This is a genomic window from Streptomyces sp. NPDC050842, from assembly GCF_044456565.1.
GTDB lineage: Bacteria > Actinomycetota > Actinomycetes > Streptomycetales > Streptomycetaceae > Streptomyces.
This window is the reverse complement of sequence record NZ_JBITGA010000003.1, coordinates 337,986-355,052: the sequence shown is the minus strand read 5'-3', so window position 1 is coordinate 355,052 and position 17,067 is coordinate 337,986. Positions and strand designations below refer to the sequence as shown.

11 protein-coding genes are annotated in these 17,067 nt (G+C 73.9%); 4 read left to right on the top strand and 7 right to left on the bottom strand.

The features are described from left to right. Positions 1–28: 28 nt before the first annotated feature. The 4 genes from ACIBG6_RS10825 (at position 29) to ACIBG6_RS10810 (ending at position 8,059) form a co-directional block, all read left to right on the top strand. Entirely contained in the window at positions 29–3,412 is a 3,384-nt protein-coding gene (locus tag ACIBG6_RS10825; protein ID WP_399222234.1) for an ABC transporter permease, read from the top strand. A 44-nt stretch (positions 3,413–3,456) separates the two neighbouring features. Then, entirely contained in the window at positions 3,457–6,348 is a 2,892-nt protein-coding gene (locus tag ACIBG6_RS10820) for an FtsX-like permease family protein (RefSeq protein ID WP_399222682.1), read from the top strand. Further along, complete coding sequence (locus ACIBG6_RS10815; RefSeq protein WP_399222233.1) at positions 6,345–7,316, top strand: ABC transporter ATP-binding protein; 972 nt, start codon at positions 6,345–6,347, stop codon at positions 7,314–7,316. Before ACIBG6_RS10820 ends, ACIBG6_RS10815 begins: the two co-directional genes overlap by 4 nt. Positions 7,317–7,471: 155 nt before the next feature. Next, entirely contained in the window at positions 7,472–8,059 is a 588-nt protein-coding gene (locus tag ACIBG6_RS10810) for a hypothetical protein (protein WP_399222232.1), read from the top strand. Positions 8,060–8,069: 10 nt separating this feature from the next. Here the strand turns inward: ACIBG6_RS10810 and ACIBG6_RS10805 are convergent, their stop codons facing one another. The 7 genes from ACIBG6_RS10805 to ACIBG6_RS10775 all read right to left on the bottom strand — a co-directional run bounded on the left by ACIBG6_RS10805 (position 8,070) and on the right by ACIBG6_RS10775 (position 16,953). Next, complete coding sequence (locus ACIBG6_RS10805) at positions 8,070–8,738, bottom strand: hypothetical protein (protein WP_399222231.1); 669 nt, start codon at positions 8,736–8,738, stop codon at positions 8,070–8,072. Then, on the bottom strand, positions 8,735–9,160 hold the full coding sequence (locus ACIBG6_RS10800; protein ID WP_329623408.1) for a thioesterase family protein: 426 nt from the start codon (positions 9,158–9,160) through the stop codon (positions 8,735–8,737). Before ACIBG6_RS10800 ends, ACIBG6_RS10805 begins: the two co-directional genes overlap by 4 nt. A 5-nt stretch (positions 9,161–9,165) precedes the next feature. Next, on the bottom strand, positions 9,166–10,830 hold the full coding sequence (gene ettA, locus ACIBG6_RS10795) for an energy-dependent translational throttle protein EttA (protein WP_376405733.1): 1,665 nt from the start codon (positions 10,828–10,830) through the stop codon (positions 9,166–9,168). Between the two features lie 343 nt (positions 10,831–11,173). Beyond that, positions 11,174–12,655 carry an LAETG motif-containing sortase-dependent surface protein gene (locus tag ACIBG6_RS10790; RefSeq protein WP_399222230.1) on the bottom strand — a complete coding sequence of 494 codons (1,482 nt, stop codon included), beginning with the start codon at positions 12,653–12,655 and terminating at the stop codon, positions 11,174–11,176. Between the two features lie 224 nt (positions 12,656–12,879). Then, a complete protein-coding gene (locus ACIBG6_RS10785) occupies positions 12,880–13,356 on the bottom strand; it encodes a single-stranded DNA-binding protein (RefSeq protein WP_399222229.1) in 477 nt (158 codons plus the stop codon). A gap of 158 nt (positions 13,357–13,514) precedes the next feature. Then, positions 13,515–15,317: a GTPase gene (locus ACIBG6_RS10780; protein ID WP_399222227.1), complete on the bottom strand. Its 1,803-nt coding sequence runs from the start codon at positions 15,315–15,317 to the stop codon at positions 13,515–13,517. Position 15,318: 1 nt separating this feature from the next. Continuing rightward, a complete protein-coding gene (locus ACIBG6_RS10775; RefSeq protein ID WP_399222226.1) occupies positions 15,319–16,953 on the bottom strand; it encodes a dynamin family protein in 1,635 nt (544 codons plus the stop codon). Between the last annotated feature and the right edge of the window lie 114 nt (positions 16,954–17,067).

Here is a 17,067-nt window from a genome sequence, read left to right as displayed (position 1 = left end):
AGGGGGGTTCAGGGTTCCAGGGGGATGGGTGACGGGGTTCGTATTCCTGCGTGTCAGGGCTCACCGGCTGCTACTGGCCGCGGCGCTGCTCGCCGTGCTGCTGACCACCACCGTGCTGGCCACGCTCGCCGCCTTCTCCTCCACCATCGGGGACGCGGCGCTCCAGGCGGGGCTCCAGGGGCGGTCCGCGCCCGCCGCGTCGCTGCTCGTGACCGGACAGGTGGACGCCGCCAAGCGGGCGAGTGCCGACGAGGCCGTGCTGGAGGGGGCGCGGAAGACCTTCGCCGGGCTGCCGGTGAGCGTTCGGCGCCTCGAACGCTCCGGGCCGTACGCGCTGCCCCGCGCCCTTCAGCCGCCCGCCGCCCGCAAGGGCGATCCGGACCTCACCCGCTTCGCCGCCCTCGACCGCTCGCGGCTCTCGCTCGTCCGCGGCGCCTGGCCCTCGGCCGCCCGCGCCGGCGGTGTCGTCGAGGCGGCGATCCCTGAGGAGGCCGCCCGGCGCCTCCGGGTCACGCCCGGGACCGTGCTCACCCTCGGCGACCGGCTCACCGAGGGCAAGGTGGTGAAGACCCGGATCACCGGCGTCTACCGGCCCGTCGACACCGCCGACCTGTACTGGCGGCTCGACCTGGCCGGCGGCCGCGGCGTGCGGACGGTCGCGTTCACGACGTACGGACCGCTCTTCGTCGACCCGGCCGTCGCCGCCTCCGGAGCGCTCAGCGCCGGGGACACGTCCTGGCTCGGCACCGCCGACTTCAGCGGCCTCACGACCGACGGGATGGACGACCTGCGCGTCTCGGCGACCGAGGCGCCGAAGGAGCTGGCCGCCGCCACCGAGCCGTTCGGGACGACGATCGCCGCGGCGACCGCGCTCCCGACCGTCCTGGAGCAGACCCAGCGGGCGCTCGTCGTCTCCCGCTCGACCCTCCTGATCGTCGCCGTGCAGCTGGTGCTGCTCGCCGCGTACGCGCTGCTCCTCGTGGCCCGGCTGCTCAGCACCGAGCGCTCCGGGGAGACGGCGCTGCTGCGGGCCCGCGGCGGTTCGCGGCGCCGGATCACCGGGCTCGCCGCCGTCGAGGCGCTGCTGCTCGCGCTGCCCGCGGCGATCGCCGCCCCGCTCCTGACCGGTCCGCTGACCCGGCTCTTCACCGAGCGGTCCGCGCTCTCCTCGCTCGGGGTACAGCTCGACACGACGCCGTCCCTGCAGGTCTGGCTGGCCGCCGCCGCGGTGGCGCTGAGCTGCGCGGCGGCCGTCGTGGCTCCCGCGCTCGCCGCCGGGGACGGTGCCGCCGTCTCCCTGCGCAAGAACCGCTCGGGCACCCTGCCCGGTCCCGTACGGGCCGGGGCGGACATCGGGCTGCTCGCCATCGCCGCCGTCGCCTACTGGCAGTTGCAGCGGCCCGCCGCCACCGGCGCGACCCTCGGGTCGGGCGAGGACGGCGGGGGCTCCGTGGACCCGGTGCTCGTCGCCGCGCCCGCCCTCGCCCTGCTCGCCGGCACCGTCCTGACCCTGCGTCTGCTGCCGCCCGCCGCCAAGCTGGCCGAGCGGCGCGCGGCGAGCGGGCGCGGTCTCTCCGCCGCCCTCGCCGGCTGGCAGTTCAGCCGGCGGCCGCTGCGCGGCGCGGGGCCCGTACTCCTCCTCGTCCTCGCCGTGGCGATGGGCATGCTGGCCATCGCGCAGAGCAACTCCTGGGATCGTTCGCAGCGGGACCAGGCCGACTTCCGGTCCGGTGCGGACGTCCGCGTCCTCGCCGCCGGGCCCGGTGAGCCGACGCAGACCGAACGGCTTGCCGCGGTGCCCGGTGTCACGGGCGTGGCCCCGGTGCACCGTGCCACGACGGACGTCGCCGGGAAGAACGCGACCGTCCTCGCCGTCGACACCCGCGCGGCCGCGGGTGGGCTGCTGCTCCGCCCCGACCTCGCCGGCACCTCCTCAGCGACCTCCCTCCTCGCCCCGCTCGCCCCCGAGGCCGGGCCCCGCCCCGGGCTCCCCCTGCCCGCCGGCACCCGGACGCTCGGCATCGACCTGCGCACCGTCGCGGCGGTGCGCACCTCCGCGGCCCGGGTCACGGTCGTCCTGGAGGACCCGAACGGCATCCCGTACCGGCTCATCGTGGGCTCGCTGCCCTCCGACGGCCGCACGCACCGGCTGACCCTCGACCTCGGCGCCCTGACCGGCGAGCCCGGCGCCACGGGCGGGGCGAGCACCGCGGGCAGCAAGGGCTCCGGCGGCCTGCTCACCCTCACCGGCCTGGAGCTGGCCGGCGAGGTCGACGACGTCGAGAAGCACCCGCTGACCCTGCACGTCGAGCGCTTCACCACCGTCGGGCAGGACGGCGCCGAGCGGACGCACGCGCCGGGACGGATCCTCGCCGACTGGGCCTACGCCGCCGAGCAGACCCTGAACGGCACACCTCAGGTCACCGTCCCCGCGACCGGCCGCCCCGGCGCCGCGGGACCCGGCGGCCGCCCCGCGCCGTACTCCGTCGCGTACACGGTCACCGGCATGGAGCTGGGGGACGAGTTCCCCACGACCGAGGAGTACACCGCCCGGCTGACCGCCCCCGGGCCGAAGGCGCCCACCCGGCTGTCGGCCGTGGTCACCGAGACCTATCTGGCGGCGACCGGCGCCAAGCCCGGGGACCAGCTCGAGATCACCCTCGGCGGCAAGCCGGTCGCCATCACCGTCGCCCAGGTGGTCAAGGAGCTGCCGACCACCGGCCCGGGCGCCCAGGGGGCCTCCGCCACCACGCCCGTCGCCACCCCCGAGGACGGCGGGTCGATCCTCGTCGACCTCGCCTCGGTCAACCGCTATCTGGCGACCGACGAGACCGCGAGCGTGCCCGCGAGCGAGTGGTGGCTGACCGTCGTGCCCGGCCGGTCCGACGAGGTCGCCGCGACCCTGCGGGCCCGCCCGAGCGCGGACCCCAAGCAGCTCCTCGTACGCGACGAGACGGCCGCCGACCTGCTTGGCGACCCGCTCGGCGCCGGACCCAACGCCGCCCTGATGGCGGTGGCGGCGGCCGCCGCCGCGCTCGCCGCGGTCGGCTTCGCCGTCGGCTCGGCCGGTGCGATGCGGGAACGGTCCGCCGAGTTCGGGGTGTTGCGGGCGCTCGGCACCCCGCAGCGCCGCCTCGCCCGGCTGATCGCCGTCGAGCAGGGCGTGCTCATCGCCGTCGGCCTGCTCGTCGGCATCGGGCTCGGCGCGGTCCTGGCCCGGGCCGTCGTCCCCCTCGTCGTCCTCACCGGCCAGGCCACCCGGCCCGTGCCCCCCGTCCTGGTGGAACTGCCCCTCGGCCAGGTGGCGCTCCTCCTCACCGGTGTCGCCGCGCTGCCGCTGGCGATCGTCGCGGCGATCGCGCTGCGCCGCACCGACCCGGCCGTGACCCTGCGCCACCAGGGGGACAACTGATGACCGCCGCAGGCAAGGAGAACGAGAACAGGGAGACCAGCGCCATGCCCCGGTCCGAGAAGCCCCCGCAGCCCGAGAAGCCCACTCGGTCCGGCAAGCCCGCCCCCGCCGTGGCGCCCTGGGTGCGGACCCGGCTGCGGACCGCGCCCTGGGCCGCCGGCTCGCTGGCTCTCCTCGTCCTGATCACCGTCTACCTCGCCGCCGCGCTCCCGCGCGCCGTCGACGCGTACGAGACGGAGGGCCTCCGGCACGAGATCGAGGCCGCCGCGCCCCGCAACAGCGTCCTCGAACTGACCCAGCCGGGCGGCATCGGAGGGTCGCTCGCCGAGCGCGAGGCGACCCTGGCCCCCTCCGTCCTCCTGGGCAAGCGGGACACGCTGCGCTCCCTGCTCCCCGAGCCGCTGCGGACCGACCCGAAGCAGACCGTCCACGGCGTGCGTACGATCAAGCGGATCGACGGGCTCGACCCGTGGTTTCCCCGGCCCGACGGCCTGAACCCCCAGCTCGTGCTCTCCTCCCCGTCCGACCTGACCGCGCACGCGACGGTACGGAAGGGCAGAATGCCCGCCGGAACGGCGCGCGCCCCGGAGGCCGTGGTCACCGCGGCGACCGCGAAGTCGCTCGGCATCAAGCCCGGTTCGGTCGTGCACGTGCCCGGCGTCGTGAACGCACAGCCCGTCGCCGTGACGGTCACCGGCATCGTGGAGCCCCACGGCATGGAGTCCGCGTACTGGGCCGTGGAGCCGCTGCTGCACACCCCGGCACTCACCCCGATCGTCGGCGACGAGGTGAAGTACTACTGGCAGGGGGCCTTGCTCCTCTCCCCCACCTCGGCGCCCGTGATGTTCTCCACCACCGGTGAGCCGGAGGCCTACTGGCGGTACATGCCCACGGCGGGTCACCTCACCGCGCGGGACGTCGACCGGCTCGACGCCGCGCTCGGCTCGGCGAGCGCCGGACCCGACCTGGTCTCGATGCGCCAGGTCATGGGGAACACCGGCGCGCTCACCACCAAGCTCGACGACATCGTCGACTCCTTCCGCTCGATGCGCGAGGCGATCAACCCCGTCGTGGCCGTCGCCGTCTTCGGGATCGGCGCGGTCGCGGCCGTCGTCGTCGCGATGACCGGAGGCCTCTTCGCCGCCCGCCGGGACAGCGAACTGGCGCTGCTGCGCTCGCGCGGCGCCTCGCTGACCGGGATCGGGCTGCGCCTGCTCGGCGAGACCGCGGCGGTGGCCGTGCCGGCCGCCGCGCTCGGCCTGGCCCTGGCGGTGTGGACCGTACGCCCCCCGGAGACGGCGGGCGGTCCCGCCGGAGCCGAGGCGGGAGCCGGAGCCGCGGCCGAGGCCGCCACCGGGCTTCCCCTCGGGCCCTCCCTCCTCGCCGCCGCCCTCGTCGCGCTCCTCGCGATGCTCGTCCTGCCGCTGCGGGCCGTCGTCCTGCACCGCCGCCCGCGTCTGCACGGCGGCCGCGACGACCTGCTCACCGCCCGGCCCTCCCGCCGCCGCACGGTCGCCGAACTCACCCTGCTCGTCCTCGCCGTGGGCGCCGTCGCCTCGCTGCGGCTGCGCGGCACCGGCGACTCCGGGGACCACCTGGTGAGCGCCGCCCCGGTGCTCGTCGGCGTGATCGCCGCGCTCGTCCTCGTACGGATCTATCCGCTGCCGCTGCGGTGGCTGGCCCGGCCCGCCCGCCGGCTGCGCGGGGCCGTCGGCCCGCTGGCCCTGGCCAGGGCCGGACGCTCGTCCTCGACGGGCGCCCTGCCGCTCCTCGCGCTGGTCCTCGCGCTGACCACGGCCGCGTTCGGCGGCTCGGTCCTCGCCGGGGTCGCCGACGCCCGCGACCGGGCCGCGCTCCTCGCGACCGGCGCGGACGCCCGCGTCGACGGCTCGGTCGAGTGGACGCCGCTGCCGCCCGGGCTCACCGAGGCGGTACGCGACACGGCGGGGGTACGGGACGTGGCCCCGATCCAGGTCGAGTACGGGGTGGCGATCCCGTCCTTCCAGGGCACCGCCGCCCAGCCGATGAGCGGGCCGCTCGTCGGCGTCGAGCCCGGCTCGTACACCCGCCTCGCGGACCGGACCGGCTTCGGCCCGTTCCCGGCGAAGCTGCTCGCGTCGACCGGGAAGGGCGGCAAGGACGCCGTCGCGGACACCGAGCGGGTCCTGCCCGCGATCGCCTCGCCCGCCATCGCCGAGCGGCTCGGCAGCGAGCCGCTGGAGATCGTGGCGGCGGCCGGGGTCTTCCGGGTGAAGGTCGTCGCGGTCCGGTCGACCACCCCGGCCCTGTCCGGCGAGGACTTCCTCCTCGTCAACGCCGCCGACCTGACCCACCCGCAGCCCACCGCGCTGCTCGTCACGGGCAGTTCGGCGGAAGGAGCGCTGGACGGGGCGGGCCTGCGCGCCACCGTGACGGCGAAGTCCGACGACTTCGCCGTGACGCTCCGCACCGAACTGCGCTCCACCTACGTCGACTCGCCGCTCCAGACGGGCGCCGAGCGGATCTACGCGGCGGCCATCGGCGCGGGCGCCGCCTACGCGGTCGTGGCGGTGCTGCTCTCCCTGATGCAGAACGCGCCGGAGCGGACCACGCTCCTCGCGCGGCTGCGGACGATGGGCCTGACCCGGAAGCAGGGCCGCAGACTCCTCGGCCTCGAAGCGCTGCCGCAGGCGGTCCTCGCCGCGCTCGGCGGCATGCTGGTCGGCTGGGCGACGGTGCCGCTGCTCGCCCCGGGCATCGACCTGTTCCGGCTCGCACTCGCGACGGCACCGGGCTTCGCCCCGCTGGACAGCGCCCCGCTGCGGGCGGACCCCTGGTCCCTGGTCCTGCCCGCGCTCGGCGTCGTCGTCCTGACGGGACTGGCGGCGGCGGGGCAGGCATGGTGGGCGGGGCGCAGGGGCTCGATCAAGGAACTGAGGGCAGGAGACGCACGATGACGAAGACCGGTACGACCCTCCCCACCGCCCCTTCGGGCACCACCCTGGAGGAGCTGGAGCAAAGGGCGACGGCGCGGCGCGACCGGCCCTCGTACGGGCACGACGCGCTCATCGCCTGCGACCGTCTCGTCCGGATCTTCACCACGGACGGGGTGGAGGTGCAGGCGCTCCAGGGGCTCGATCTCCTGGTGAAGGAGGGCGAGTTGATGGCCCTGGTCGGCGCGTCGGGCTCCGGCAAGTCGACGCTGATGAACATCCTGGCGGGCCTCGACGTGCCGACGGCCGGCTCGGCGAGCGTCGCCGGGTGCGACCTGCTGGCGATGGACGGCAAGGCGCGGCTGCGCTACCGCCGCGAGGTCGTCGGCTTCGTCTGGCAGCAGACCGCCCGCAACCTCCTCCCGTACCTGACGGCCGCCCAGAACGTGACGCTGCCGATGCAGTTGCGGGGCCGGACGAAGCGGAAGGCCGAGCGGGCCGAGGAGCTCCTCTCGATGCTGGGCATCGCGGACGTCCGCGACCGGCGCCCGCACCAGCTCTCCGGCGGCCAGCAGCAGCGGGTGGCGATCGCGGTCGCCCTCGCCAACAACCCCTCCGTGCTGCTCGCCGACGAGCCCACCGGCGAGCTGGACTCGGCCACCGGCGAGCAGGTCTTCGCGGCCTTCCGCCGCGCCAACGAGGAACTGGGCACCACGATCGTCATCGTCACCCACGACCAGGCGGTCGCCTCCGAGGTCCGCCGCACCGTCGCCATCCGCGACGGCCGCACCTCCTCGGAGGTGCTGCGCCGCACCGAGGTCGACGAGCAGGGCAAGGAGTCGCTGGTGGCGCGGGAGTACGCGATGCTCGACCGCGCGGGCCGGCTCCAGCTCCCGGCGGACTACACGCAGGCGCTCGGGATGGAGCACCGGGTGGCGCTGGAGCTGGAGCAGGACCACATCGGGGTCTGGCCGGACGACGCGGAGCGCTGACGCGAGGCGAAACCGGGGAGGGGCGGCGCGGCGTCCCTCCCTGGGGGGTGATGTCCATGCCATCAAGGTCATCAAGGCCACCAAGGCCATCGGGAAAGCCGGCGCGGGAGACGCAGGCGAGCCGGGCGAGGAAGGCGGGACGGGCCCGGGCGGCGATGTTCCTGCCGGCGGCCTGCGCGGTCGTCCTGGCAGTCTGGGCGACCTGGTGCTTCGGGGGCGCGTCGGCGCCGTCCACGGCGGTCGCCGTCGCCGTCGGCGGAGCGATCGTCCTCGCGGCGGGGGTGGCCTACTTCCTGCTGGTCACCGGAAACCTGGGTTTCTTCGGCGCGGTCTCGCTGGTCGGCGGGCTGCTGCTCACGGCCGCCGCCACGGACCAGGCGGCCGCGCGCGGGGAGGTCGCCGAGTGCGTCGTCGTGAAGGTCGTCGGGGAACACAGGGAGGCGATCTTCGACGGCGGCCTCGACACGACGCTCCACCACCACACGCTGCGCTGCCCCGGCGGGTATCCGTCGACGCTGGCGGAGGACGGTCGGCTCGCCCCGGACGGCGGGACCCTCCGGGTGGCCTACGACGCGCGGCGGCGGGTGGACCCGGCGGTGGAGGGCTCCAGCTCGCCGTGGCTCCCGGGCTTCCTGGCCCTGCTCGCGCTGACGGCCGCGACGGCGGGGGCGCGACACGTACACCTGCGGTGGAGCCGCCCGGAACCGGACCCGGGGCCGCGCCGCTCCCGCCGCGGGGTCTAGCGGGTGTCCGTCAGCGACCAGGGGTGACGGTGAGGGACATCGGCGCGGTACGGAGGGCGATCGAGCCGTACGGGGTGCGCAGCCGGAGCCACGGCCCGGAGGCGAAGAGCGCGACCGGCGCGTCCCCCTGCCCGGGCGGCAGGAAGCCCAGCGACTGCGCGGCGTGCACGGCCCGCAGGGGCAGTCCGGTGGTGCCGAGGGTCCGGGACCAGATCTCGCGGCCGATGCGGTCGCGCTCGGCCCTGGTCCGCCGCTCCTCCGGCAGCTCCTCGTCGCGCGTCCGGAACTCGGCGACGGCCGCGGCGACCGCGCCCCGCATCTCGGGGGCGCCGGGCAGCCCGGCGACCGGCTCCCAGCCGGCCCGGGGCGGCAGCACGCCCGCCCAGGGCGGACCGGTGACGGAGTCCGGGACGACCGCCTTGCCGGCCGACTCCTCGATGCCTTCGAGGAGCTCGCCGGCGGAGACGGTGACGTCCAGGTCGACGGCGTCGACGAGCCGGGCCGTACGGATCGCGAGCACCTCGAAGGACGCCGGCCGGCCGAAGACGGCAAGCGCCCCGCCGCCCGCCTGGAGGCGGACGGCCGCGGCCCGGTCGTAGTGGACCAGCCGGCCCAGGAAGGCGGCGAGAGCGGCCGCCTCCCGGGCGTCGGCGAAGTGCAGCGGAGCGAGGACGGTCATGCGGCGGAGTTCATCCCGTCGTCCACGTACTCCTCCAGGAAGCTCCGCTCCTCGGCCGTGATCCGCCGCGGGCGCTGAGCCTCCAGGTCGAAGGGCACGACGACCGTGGACGCCCGGACGTACACGACGTCCGCGTCCTTGACCTCGTACGCGATCGTCAGCGACGCCGCGCCTATCTTCGTGACCCACGACTCGATGGTCACCGGCTCGTGCCGGTGGACCAGCGGCCGCTTGTAGTCGATCTCGTGCCGGGCCACGACGGACCCGCCCGAGAACGAGGGGGAACCGTCCCCCGGCGCCAGCCGGAACATGAAGTCGATCCGCGCCTCTTCCAGGTACCGCAGGAAGACGACGTTGTTGACGTGCCCGAAGGCGTCCATGTCCGACCAGCGCAGGGGACAGCTGTAGATGTGCCTGGTCACTGACCTCAGCCTCGGGTCAGCTTCTTGTACGTGGCGCGGTGCGGACGGGCCGCCTCGGCGCCGAGGCGCTCGATCTTGTTCTTCTCGTACGACTCGAAGTTGCCCTCGAACCAGTACCACTTCGACTCACCCTCGTACGCGAGGATGTGCGTGGCGACCCGGTCCAGGAACCACCGGTCGTGGGAGATCACGACCGCGGCGCCGGGGAACTCCAGGAGGGCGTTCTCCAGCGACGACAGGGTCTCGACGTCGAGGTCGTTGGTGGGCTCGTCGAGGAGCAGCAGGTTGCCGCCCTCCTTGAGCGTGAGCGCCAGGTTGAGGCGGTTGCGCTCACCACCGGACAGCACACCCGCGGGCTTCTGCTGGTCCGGGCCCTTGAAGCCGAAGGCGCTGACGTACGCGCGGGACGGCATCTCGACGTGGCCGACGTTGATGTAGTCCAGCTCGTCGGAGACGACGGCCCACAGCGTCTTCTTGGGGTCGATGTTGGCGCGGCTCTGGTCGACGTACGAGATCTTGACGGTCTCGCCGACCTTGATGGAGCCGGAGTCCGGGGTCTCCAGACCCTGGATCATCTTGAAGAGCGTGGTCTTGCCGGCGCCGTTCGGGCCGATGACGCCGACGATGCCGTTACGCGGCAGGGTGAAGCTCAGGTCGTCGATGAGGACCTTGTCGCCGAAGGCCTTGGAGAGGTTCTCGACCTCGACGACGATGGAGCCCAGACGCGGGCCCGGCGGGATCTGGATCTCCTCGAAGTCCAGCTTCCGCATCTTGTCGGCCTCGGCCGCCATCTCCTCGTAGCGGGCGAGACGGGCCTTGGACTTGGTCTGACGCCCCTTGGCGTTGGACCGCACCCACTCCAGCTCTTCCTTGAGGCGCTTGGCGCGCTTCTCGTCCTTCTTGCCCTCGACCTTGAGGCGGGTGGCCTTCTTGTCGAGGTAGGTCGAGTAGTTGCCCTCGTAGGGGATCGCGCGGCCGCGGTCGAGCTCCAGGATCCACTCGGCGACGTTGTTCAGGAAGTACCGGTCGTGGGTGACGGCCACGACGGCGCCCGCGTACTTCGAGAGGTGCTGCTCCAGCCAGTTCACCGACTCGGCGTCGAGGTGGTTGGTGGGCTCGTCGAGGAGGAGCAGGTCCGGGGCCTCGATGAGCAGCTTGCAGAGCGCGACACGGCGCTTCTCGCCACCGGAGAGGTTGGTGACCGGCCAGTCACTGGGCGGGCAGCCCAGGGCGTCCATGGCCTGCTCCAGCTGGGCGTCGAGGTCCCAGGCGTTGGAGTGGTCCAGGTCTTCCTGGAGCTTGCCCATCTCCTCCATCAGCGCGTCGCTGTAGTCGGTGGCCATGAGCTCGGCCACCTCGTTGAAGCGCTTGAGCTTGCCCATCTGCTCGGCGGCGCCGTCCTGCACGTTCTCCAGGACGGTCTTCGACTCGTCGAGCTTCGGCTCCTGCATGAGGATGCCGACGCTGTAGCCGGGCGAGAGGAACGCGTCGCCGTTGGACGGCTGCTCGATCCCGGCCATGATCTTCAGAACGGTGGACTTACCGGCACCGTTCGGGCCCACCACACCGATCTTGGCGCCGGGCAGGAAGTTCAGGAAGACGTCGTCGAGAATCACCTTGTCGCCGTGCGCTTTACGCGCCTTGCGCATGGTGTAGATGAACTCAGCCAAGAGAAACCGTCCGGCAAAGAGTGAGTGGGCAGATACACCCCATCTTGCCTGACCGCCACCCTCAGGCGGAAACCGGTAAGACCGGCGCGAGGGTGGAGAGGGAGCCGGGACGGGGGCGGCGCGCGGCGCGTGGGCGCGGCGCGTGGGCGCGGCGCGGGCGAGGCCGCTGGGGGGTGCCTGGAGGGGCTGAGGGGACCCCGGACGTGCGACGGCCCCCGCACGGCCCCGGACGCGGATGCGAACCAGGGCCGTACAGGGGCCGTACAGCGGCCGTGCGGAGCTTCACGGAGCGAAGCGCGTGTGACGCGGATCACTCCGTGAGGTCAGGCTCCGGAGGTCACCGTCAGTGACCGGCGGCCTTCTTCTTGCGGAGGATGAACACCGCGGCTCCACCGATCACGACGAGCGCGGCGGCGATGCCGGCGATCATCGGGGTCGCGTTGGAGCTGCCGGTCTCGGCGAGGTCGCCGCCACCGGTGGTGCCGGTGGTGCCGGTCGTACCGGTGGTCTCACCGGCCGGGGCCGAGGTCGACGGGGTGGCCGACGGGGTCTCCGTCGAGGGCTGGGTGGAGGGGGTCTCCGACGGCTCGGTCGAAGGCTCCGTGGTGGGGGTGGTCTCCGAGGGCTGCGGGCCGGGGGTGGCCGTCTTGCAGTCCAGGACGCCCTCGAAGGTCTCCTCGAAGCCGTTCGGGCCGGTGATCGTGAACTTGTACGCCTCGTCCTCGGCGAGCGGGACCGTCACGGTCTTCGTCTCACCGGCGGCGATCGTGTACGAGGTGCCCTTCAGGTCGAAGGTCCAGGCCTCGTCGCCCTCGTTGGAGGCGATGATCTCCAGGCCGCCCTTGGCGCAGTCCTTCGCGACCGTGACGGCCGGGACGGCACCCTTCTTCGCCCAGGTCGCGGAGGCCTTGGCGTTGACGGTGGAGTCGCTGGAGCCGGCCAGGATCAGGGTCTGCGAGGGGCCGTCGATGGAGACGAAGGCGCGGCCCAGCGGAACCTTGGTGGTGGCTTCGGCGGTCAGCTCGGCGGTGCCGTCGGCAGTGCCGGCGGGGACGTCGAAGAAGACCTGGTCGCCGTTCTTGGCCTCGGAGACGGGCTTGCCGTCCTTGTCGACGACCTGGACGCCGGCCGGGGCGCCGGCGGCGGCGGCGACCTTGGCGATCTCGGAGTTCGTGGAGACCGTGATCGGGCCGAGGCGCTCACCGGCCTTGCCCGCGACGGAGGAGGGCGACAGGCTCAGCGAGGCCTTGGGCTCCTCGAGCTGCTTGGCCTCCTTCAGCAGGTACTCGGTCAGCTTCTTGGCGTCCTCGTCCTTCGGCGTCGCGGTGACGTCGTCGGAGAGGGTCCAGATCGCGGCCTGGGTGCCGGCCGCGGCCTCCTTCTTGGAGAGGTCCACGCCGACCTTGCCGCCGAGGGTCTCGGCGGAGAACTTCGGGTAGGCGTTCTCCAGGATCCAGAGGATCTTGCCCGCGTTCTCGTTGTTGTGCAGGGAGGACTCGCCCCAGCCGACTTCCTTGTAGTCGAAGTCGTGCTTCGCCGGGGTGCGGAGGTCGATGCAGTAGGTGAAGAGAGTGCCTCCGCCACCGACCTCCATCTTGAAGAGACCACCCTGGACCGGCCACTTGTCGCCGTTCTTCTCGGTGATCTCGACGCCGGCGACGTCCTCGGTCAAGCCGCCGAGCTTCGCCGTGACGCCACCCGTACCCGGGGCGGGCTCATCGGCGAACGCCGGACCGGCGGTCGCTATCGCACCGGCCGCGACAAGGCCGGAGACCAGGGTCGCGGCGGCCAGGCGGGCAGCGCCACGCCCACGAACTGAAAACATTGGATTCCCCTCCGGGCGAGCCGCTCCGCGAACATGGTCGATTCGCGTGGGGGGAGCGCGCGCCAGCAGACTCACAGACTCGATGGGCTCACGTGCCACATGAGTACCCGGGAATCCTATGGATGCGGAACCCCCCGGTGCCCGGCCATACGTTCAGATAACCATTCCGTCTCAGAATCGTTATCCCCCCGGCGAGTTGGTCGACAAATCCACATGACACATGGTCAGGGAACGGTCACCAACCGCTTCGTGGCTTCTGTCCAGGGGTCCTGCTCGGGCGCCTGCACGAGGGTCGGCTCCGGCTCCGACCGGGGCCCATGCCCCGGCCCCTGCCCCGGCTCCGCCTTCGCCACGCGCCTGAAGGCGGCCGTGCCCCGGGTCAGATCGTGCCCCACGGCCAGGGCGTCCACGTCCACGAAGGTCTTGCGCTGCCCGTCGCGCTCATCCTCCCGTACCCTCAACCGGCCGTGCACCACGAGCGGTTCCCCGACGGAGACCGAGGCCGCGAGGTTGGCCCCGAGCGACCGCCAGGCCGACACCGTGTAGAAGCTGGTGTTCCCGTCGGACCAGAGCCCCCGCTCCCGGTCCCAGCGCCGAGCGGTCACCGCGAAGCGGAACCGCGCCACCCCGCCCCCGGCCGTCTCCCGGTACTCCACCGCCGTCGCCACATTGCCGACGAGCGTCACGGTCGTGTCGTTCATGGTTCCGCCCCCACCTGTGCGTTTCTCTCGGTCGGCACCATGATGGGGGCGGTCGGGAAGAGCCTGCCGGGACCTGTGGACAACCCGGCGATGGGGGACAACTCCCTCACCCGGAAGGGGAATGACCAGACATACCAGCGGCCGCCACAACGCGTCCGCTATCTCCCTCGTACGCCCGCCCTGGTCGCCCCCAGCCGCGACGCACCGGACCGGATCCCGCCGACCACCCGCGCCGAGGGCCGGGTGCCGACCACCGTCGCGTACTGCTCGCGGACCTCCCGGTAGCGCATCAGCTCCGCCGCCACCGGGTCGAGCACCCGGGCCCGGCCGCACGCCGCCGCCGCCTCCCGCAGCCGGCGCTCGGCCTCCTCCCCGTACCGCCGGGCAGGGCCCTTCACGGCGCCCTCGCAGGCCCATTCGACGAGCGGGCCGCCGACGATGCCGCCGAGCATGACGACGACCGGCGGAAGGAGCCCCGGCTCCACCACGCCGACGATCTGGCCCACCAGCCACAGCGCCCCGAAGATCTGCAGGAGCGTCATCACGGCCTGCGCGAGGACGGCGGCGGGCCACCAGGCGGGCCGGGGCGGCCGGGCGGCCGGGTCGCCCATGCTCGCCGTCAGCTCGTCGAGGGCCTCCGGCAGCCCCTCGGCCCCGCGCGCCGCCGCCTCCCGTACGGCCTGCGCCCAGGGGGTGGGGAGGCCGCGCGAGGCCTCGTCGGCGACGATCCGTACCGCCTGCTCGACGCGCTGCCGCGCCGTCAGTTCGTCCTCGGTGGGCGAGTCGAGGCGCGGGGCGGTGGAGCCGTGCGCGCGCAGCCGGTCGTACCAGCGGTAGAGCCGTAGCCAGGGCGTACCGCAGGCGCGGATGGCTCCCCGGCGCCAGACCCGCTCGGCGGCCTCACCGGCGGCCTGGGCGCCGACGGCGACCGCGAGCCGGTCCGCGAAGTCCCCCCGGGCGCGCTCGTCGAGGCCGGAGCGGCCGTCGGCGACGTACGCGGGGCGGAGTCGGCCGGCGGCGGCGTCGATGTCGGCGGCGAGCCGGCGTTCGGGGGCGGTCCGTTCCTGGACGAACCGGCCGATGAGTTCGCGCAGTTCGGGGATGCCTTCGCCGCTCAGCGCGGAGACGGCGAGGACGGTGGCGCCGGGTTCGCCGTGTTCGCCGAGCGCCACGCCGTCCTCGTCGAGGAGGCGGCGCAGGTCGTCGAGGACGAGGTCGGCGGCCTCGGTGCCGAGGCGGTCGATCTGGTTGAGGACGACGAAGGTGACCTCGGCGTGCCCGGCGAGGGGGCGGAGGTAGCGCTCGTGGAGGGCGGCGTCGGCGTACTTCTCGGGGTCGACGACCCAGATGACGGCGTCGACGAGGCCGAGGACCCGGTCGACCTGGTCGCGGTGGGCGGTGACGGCCGAGTCGTGGTCGGGGAGGTCGACGAGGACGAGGCCCTGGAGTTCGGCGTCGGCCGCGCCGCCGGCGAGGGGTCGGCGGCGCAGCCGGCTGGGGACGGCGAGCCGGTCGAGGAGTCCGGCGGCGCCCTCGGACCAGCTGAGCGCGATGGGCGCGGAGGTGGTGGGGCGGCGCAGGCCGGTCTCGGAGACGGGGACGCCGGCGAGGGCGTTGAAGAGCGTGGACTTGCCGCTGCCGGTGGCGCCGGCGAGGGCGATCACGGTGTGCCGGGAGGAGAGCCGCTGGCGGGCGGCTGCCTCGTCGAGGACGCGCCCGGCCTCGGCGAGGGCGTCGCTCTCGACGCGGGTGCGGGAGAGCCCGACGAGCTCGTGGAGGGCGTCGAGGCGGGTACGGAGGGGGCCGGCGTAGGCGCCGCCGAGAGGAGGCAGCGCATCCTCCTCTTCCGGAACCTCTCGCTCCGGATCCGCCGCCAGGGCGGCCCGCTCGCTCGCGCGCCGGGCGATCAGCCCGTCGTCCCAGCGCTCACGGCGGCTTGAGCCGCGGTCGTCGTCCACCACGTCACTTCTCCTTCTGCAGTACGGAGAGCGCGGCGATGAGCTCCGCCTGCGGCTCGGGGGTCACGTCGAGGCCGTCGAGGGGGGCGAGGCGCCGGTCGCGCTCGGCGTGCAGGACGCGGTCGACGTACGAGAGGACCAGCTCGCCGCCCTTGTCGCGCAGGCGCAGGGCGGCCTGGGCGCCGAGGAGTTCGGCGAGGCGGTCGCCGGCGGCCCGGGTGCGCCGGCCGCCGAGGAGGGAGGCGGCGAGGAGGGCGGCGACGGTCTCGGCGTCGGGGACGGCGGTGCGGGCGGCACGGGAGGAGCGGGAGGAACGGGAGCCGGAAGGCCGCTCGACGTTCCGCACTTCCTCCTCGGCGAGTTCTTCGAGTACGCGGCGCCAGCGACGTACCTCCACGCCGGTCCGCTCCCCCGTCTCCCGGTCGCCGCCGGCCCGCGGCGGACCCAGGGCGTCTGCGGCGGGATCGCGCTGCCAGGCGTCGTGTACGCGCTCCTCGGCGGCGGCCGCCGCGCAGTGCAGGAGGGCGGCGAGGGACTCGGCGAGGGCGTCGAGGAGTTCGTCGGCGGTGCTGTCGCGGGGATAGCCGCGCCAGCGGGTGCGGGCGTCCCCGGCGAGGACGGCGCCGCGGCCCAGCTGCTGCCGCACGCGCTTGCCCTGCTCGCGGTAGGCGGCCTCGACGGCGCCGCCGAGCCGGACGGCGGAGGCGTACTGGGCGGCGACGGCGCCGGCGAGTTCGGGCAGCCGGGTGTCGAGGGAGTCGATGACGCCGGTGGCGGTCCGGCCGAGGGCCTGCTGGCGGGCGGCGGGGTCCTCGGCCCGGTGGGCGAGCCAGGCGCGGAGCGGGGCGACGGCACTGTCGGGCAGGAGTCCGCTGCCGCCGTCCGTGGACTCGGGCAGCTCGGGGATGGTGAAGCGGGGCACGTCGCCGAGGCCCGCCTTGTCGAGGAGAGCCTCGTACTGGCGGGAGACCTCGCCGATGACCTGGTGCGGGACGCGGTCGAGGACGGTGACGAGGGTGGCGTCGTACTCCTTCGCGGTACGGAGCAGGTGCCAGGGGACGGCGTCGGCGTACCGCGAGGCGGTGGTGACCATCACCCAGATGTCGGCGGCGCAGATCAACTCGGCGGCGAGAAGGCGGTTCTCGACGACGAGGGAGTCGATGTCGGGCGCGTCGAGCAGGGCGAGCCCCCGGGGCAGGGAGGCGGCGGTCTCGACCCGCAGGGCGTTCTCCTCGGGCGGCTCCTCGGTGGAGTGCTCCTCGTCGGCCTGGGGCAGCCAGACGCGGGTGAGCTGCGGGAGGACGCGCATCCCGGCGAACCAGTGGTGGTCCTCGGGGTGGCAGACGAGCACGGGGGTCCGGGTGGTGGGCCTGAGCACCCCCGACTCACTGACGCGCCGCCCCACAAGGGAGTTGACGAGCGTGGACTTCCCGGCTCCGGTGGAGCCGCCGACGACGGCGAGGAGGGGGGCGTCGGGATCTTTCAGGCGGGGAACCAGGTAGTCGTCGAGCTGAGCGAGGAGCTCGGCCCGGGTCTGCCGGGCGCGTGATGCGCCGGGGAGGGGGAGTGGGAGACGCACGGCGGCGACACGGTCGCGCAGGGCGGAGAGTGCGTCGATCAGCTGAGGCCGTTCGTCCAAGGTCACCACATGCGAAGAATGCCCAATTTATGAGTGTTTTTGAAGCGTATAGGCGTCCTGCGCGCCGAGAGAAGAGAAGGGCGACCGGGACCGCAGGCATAACGAGTGCACAAC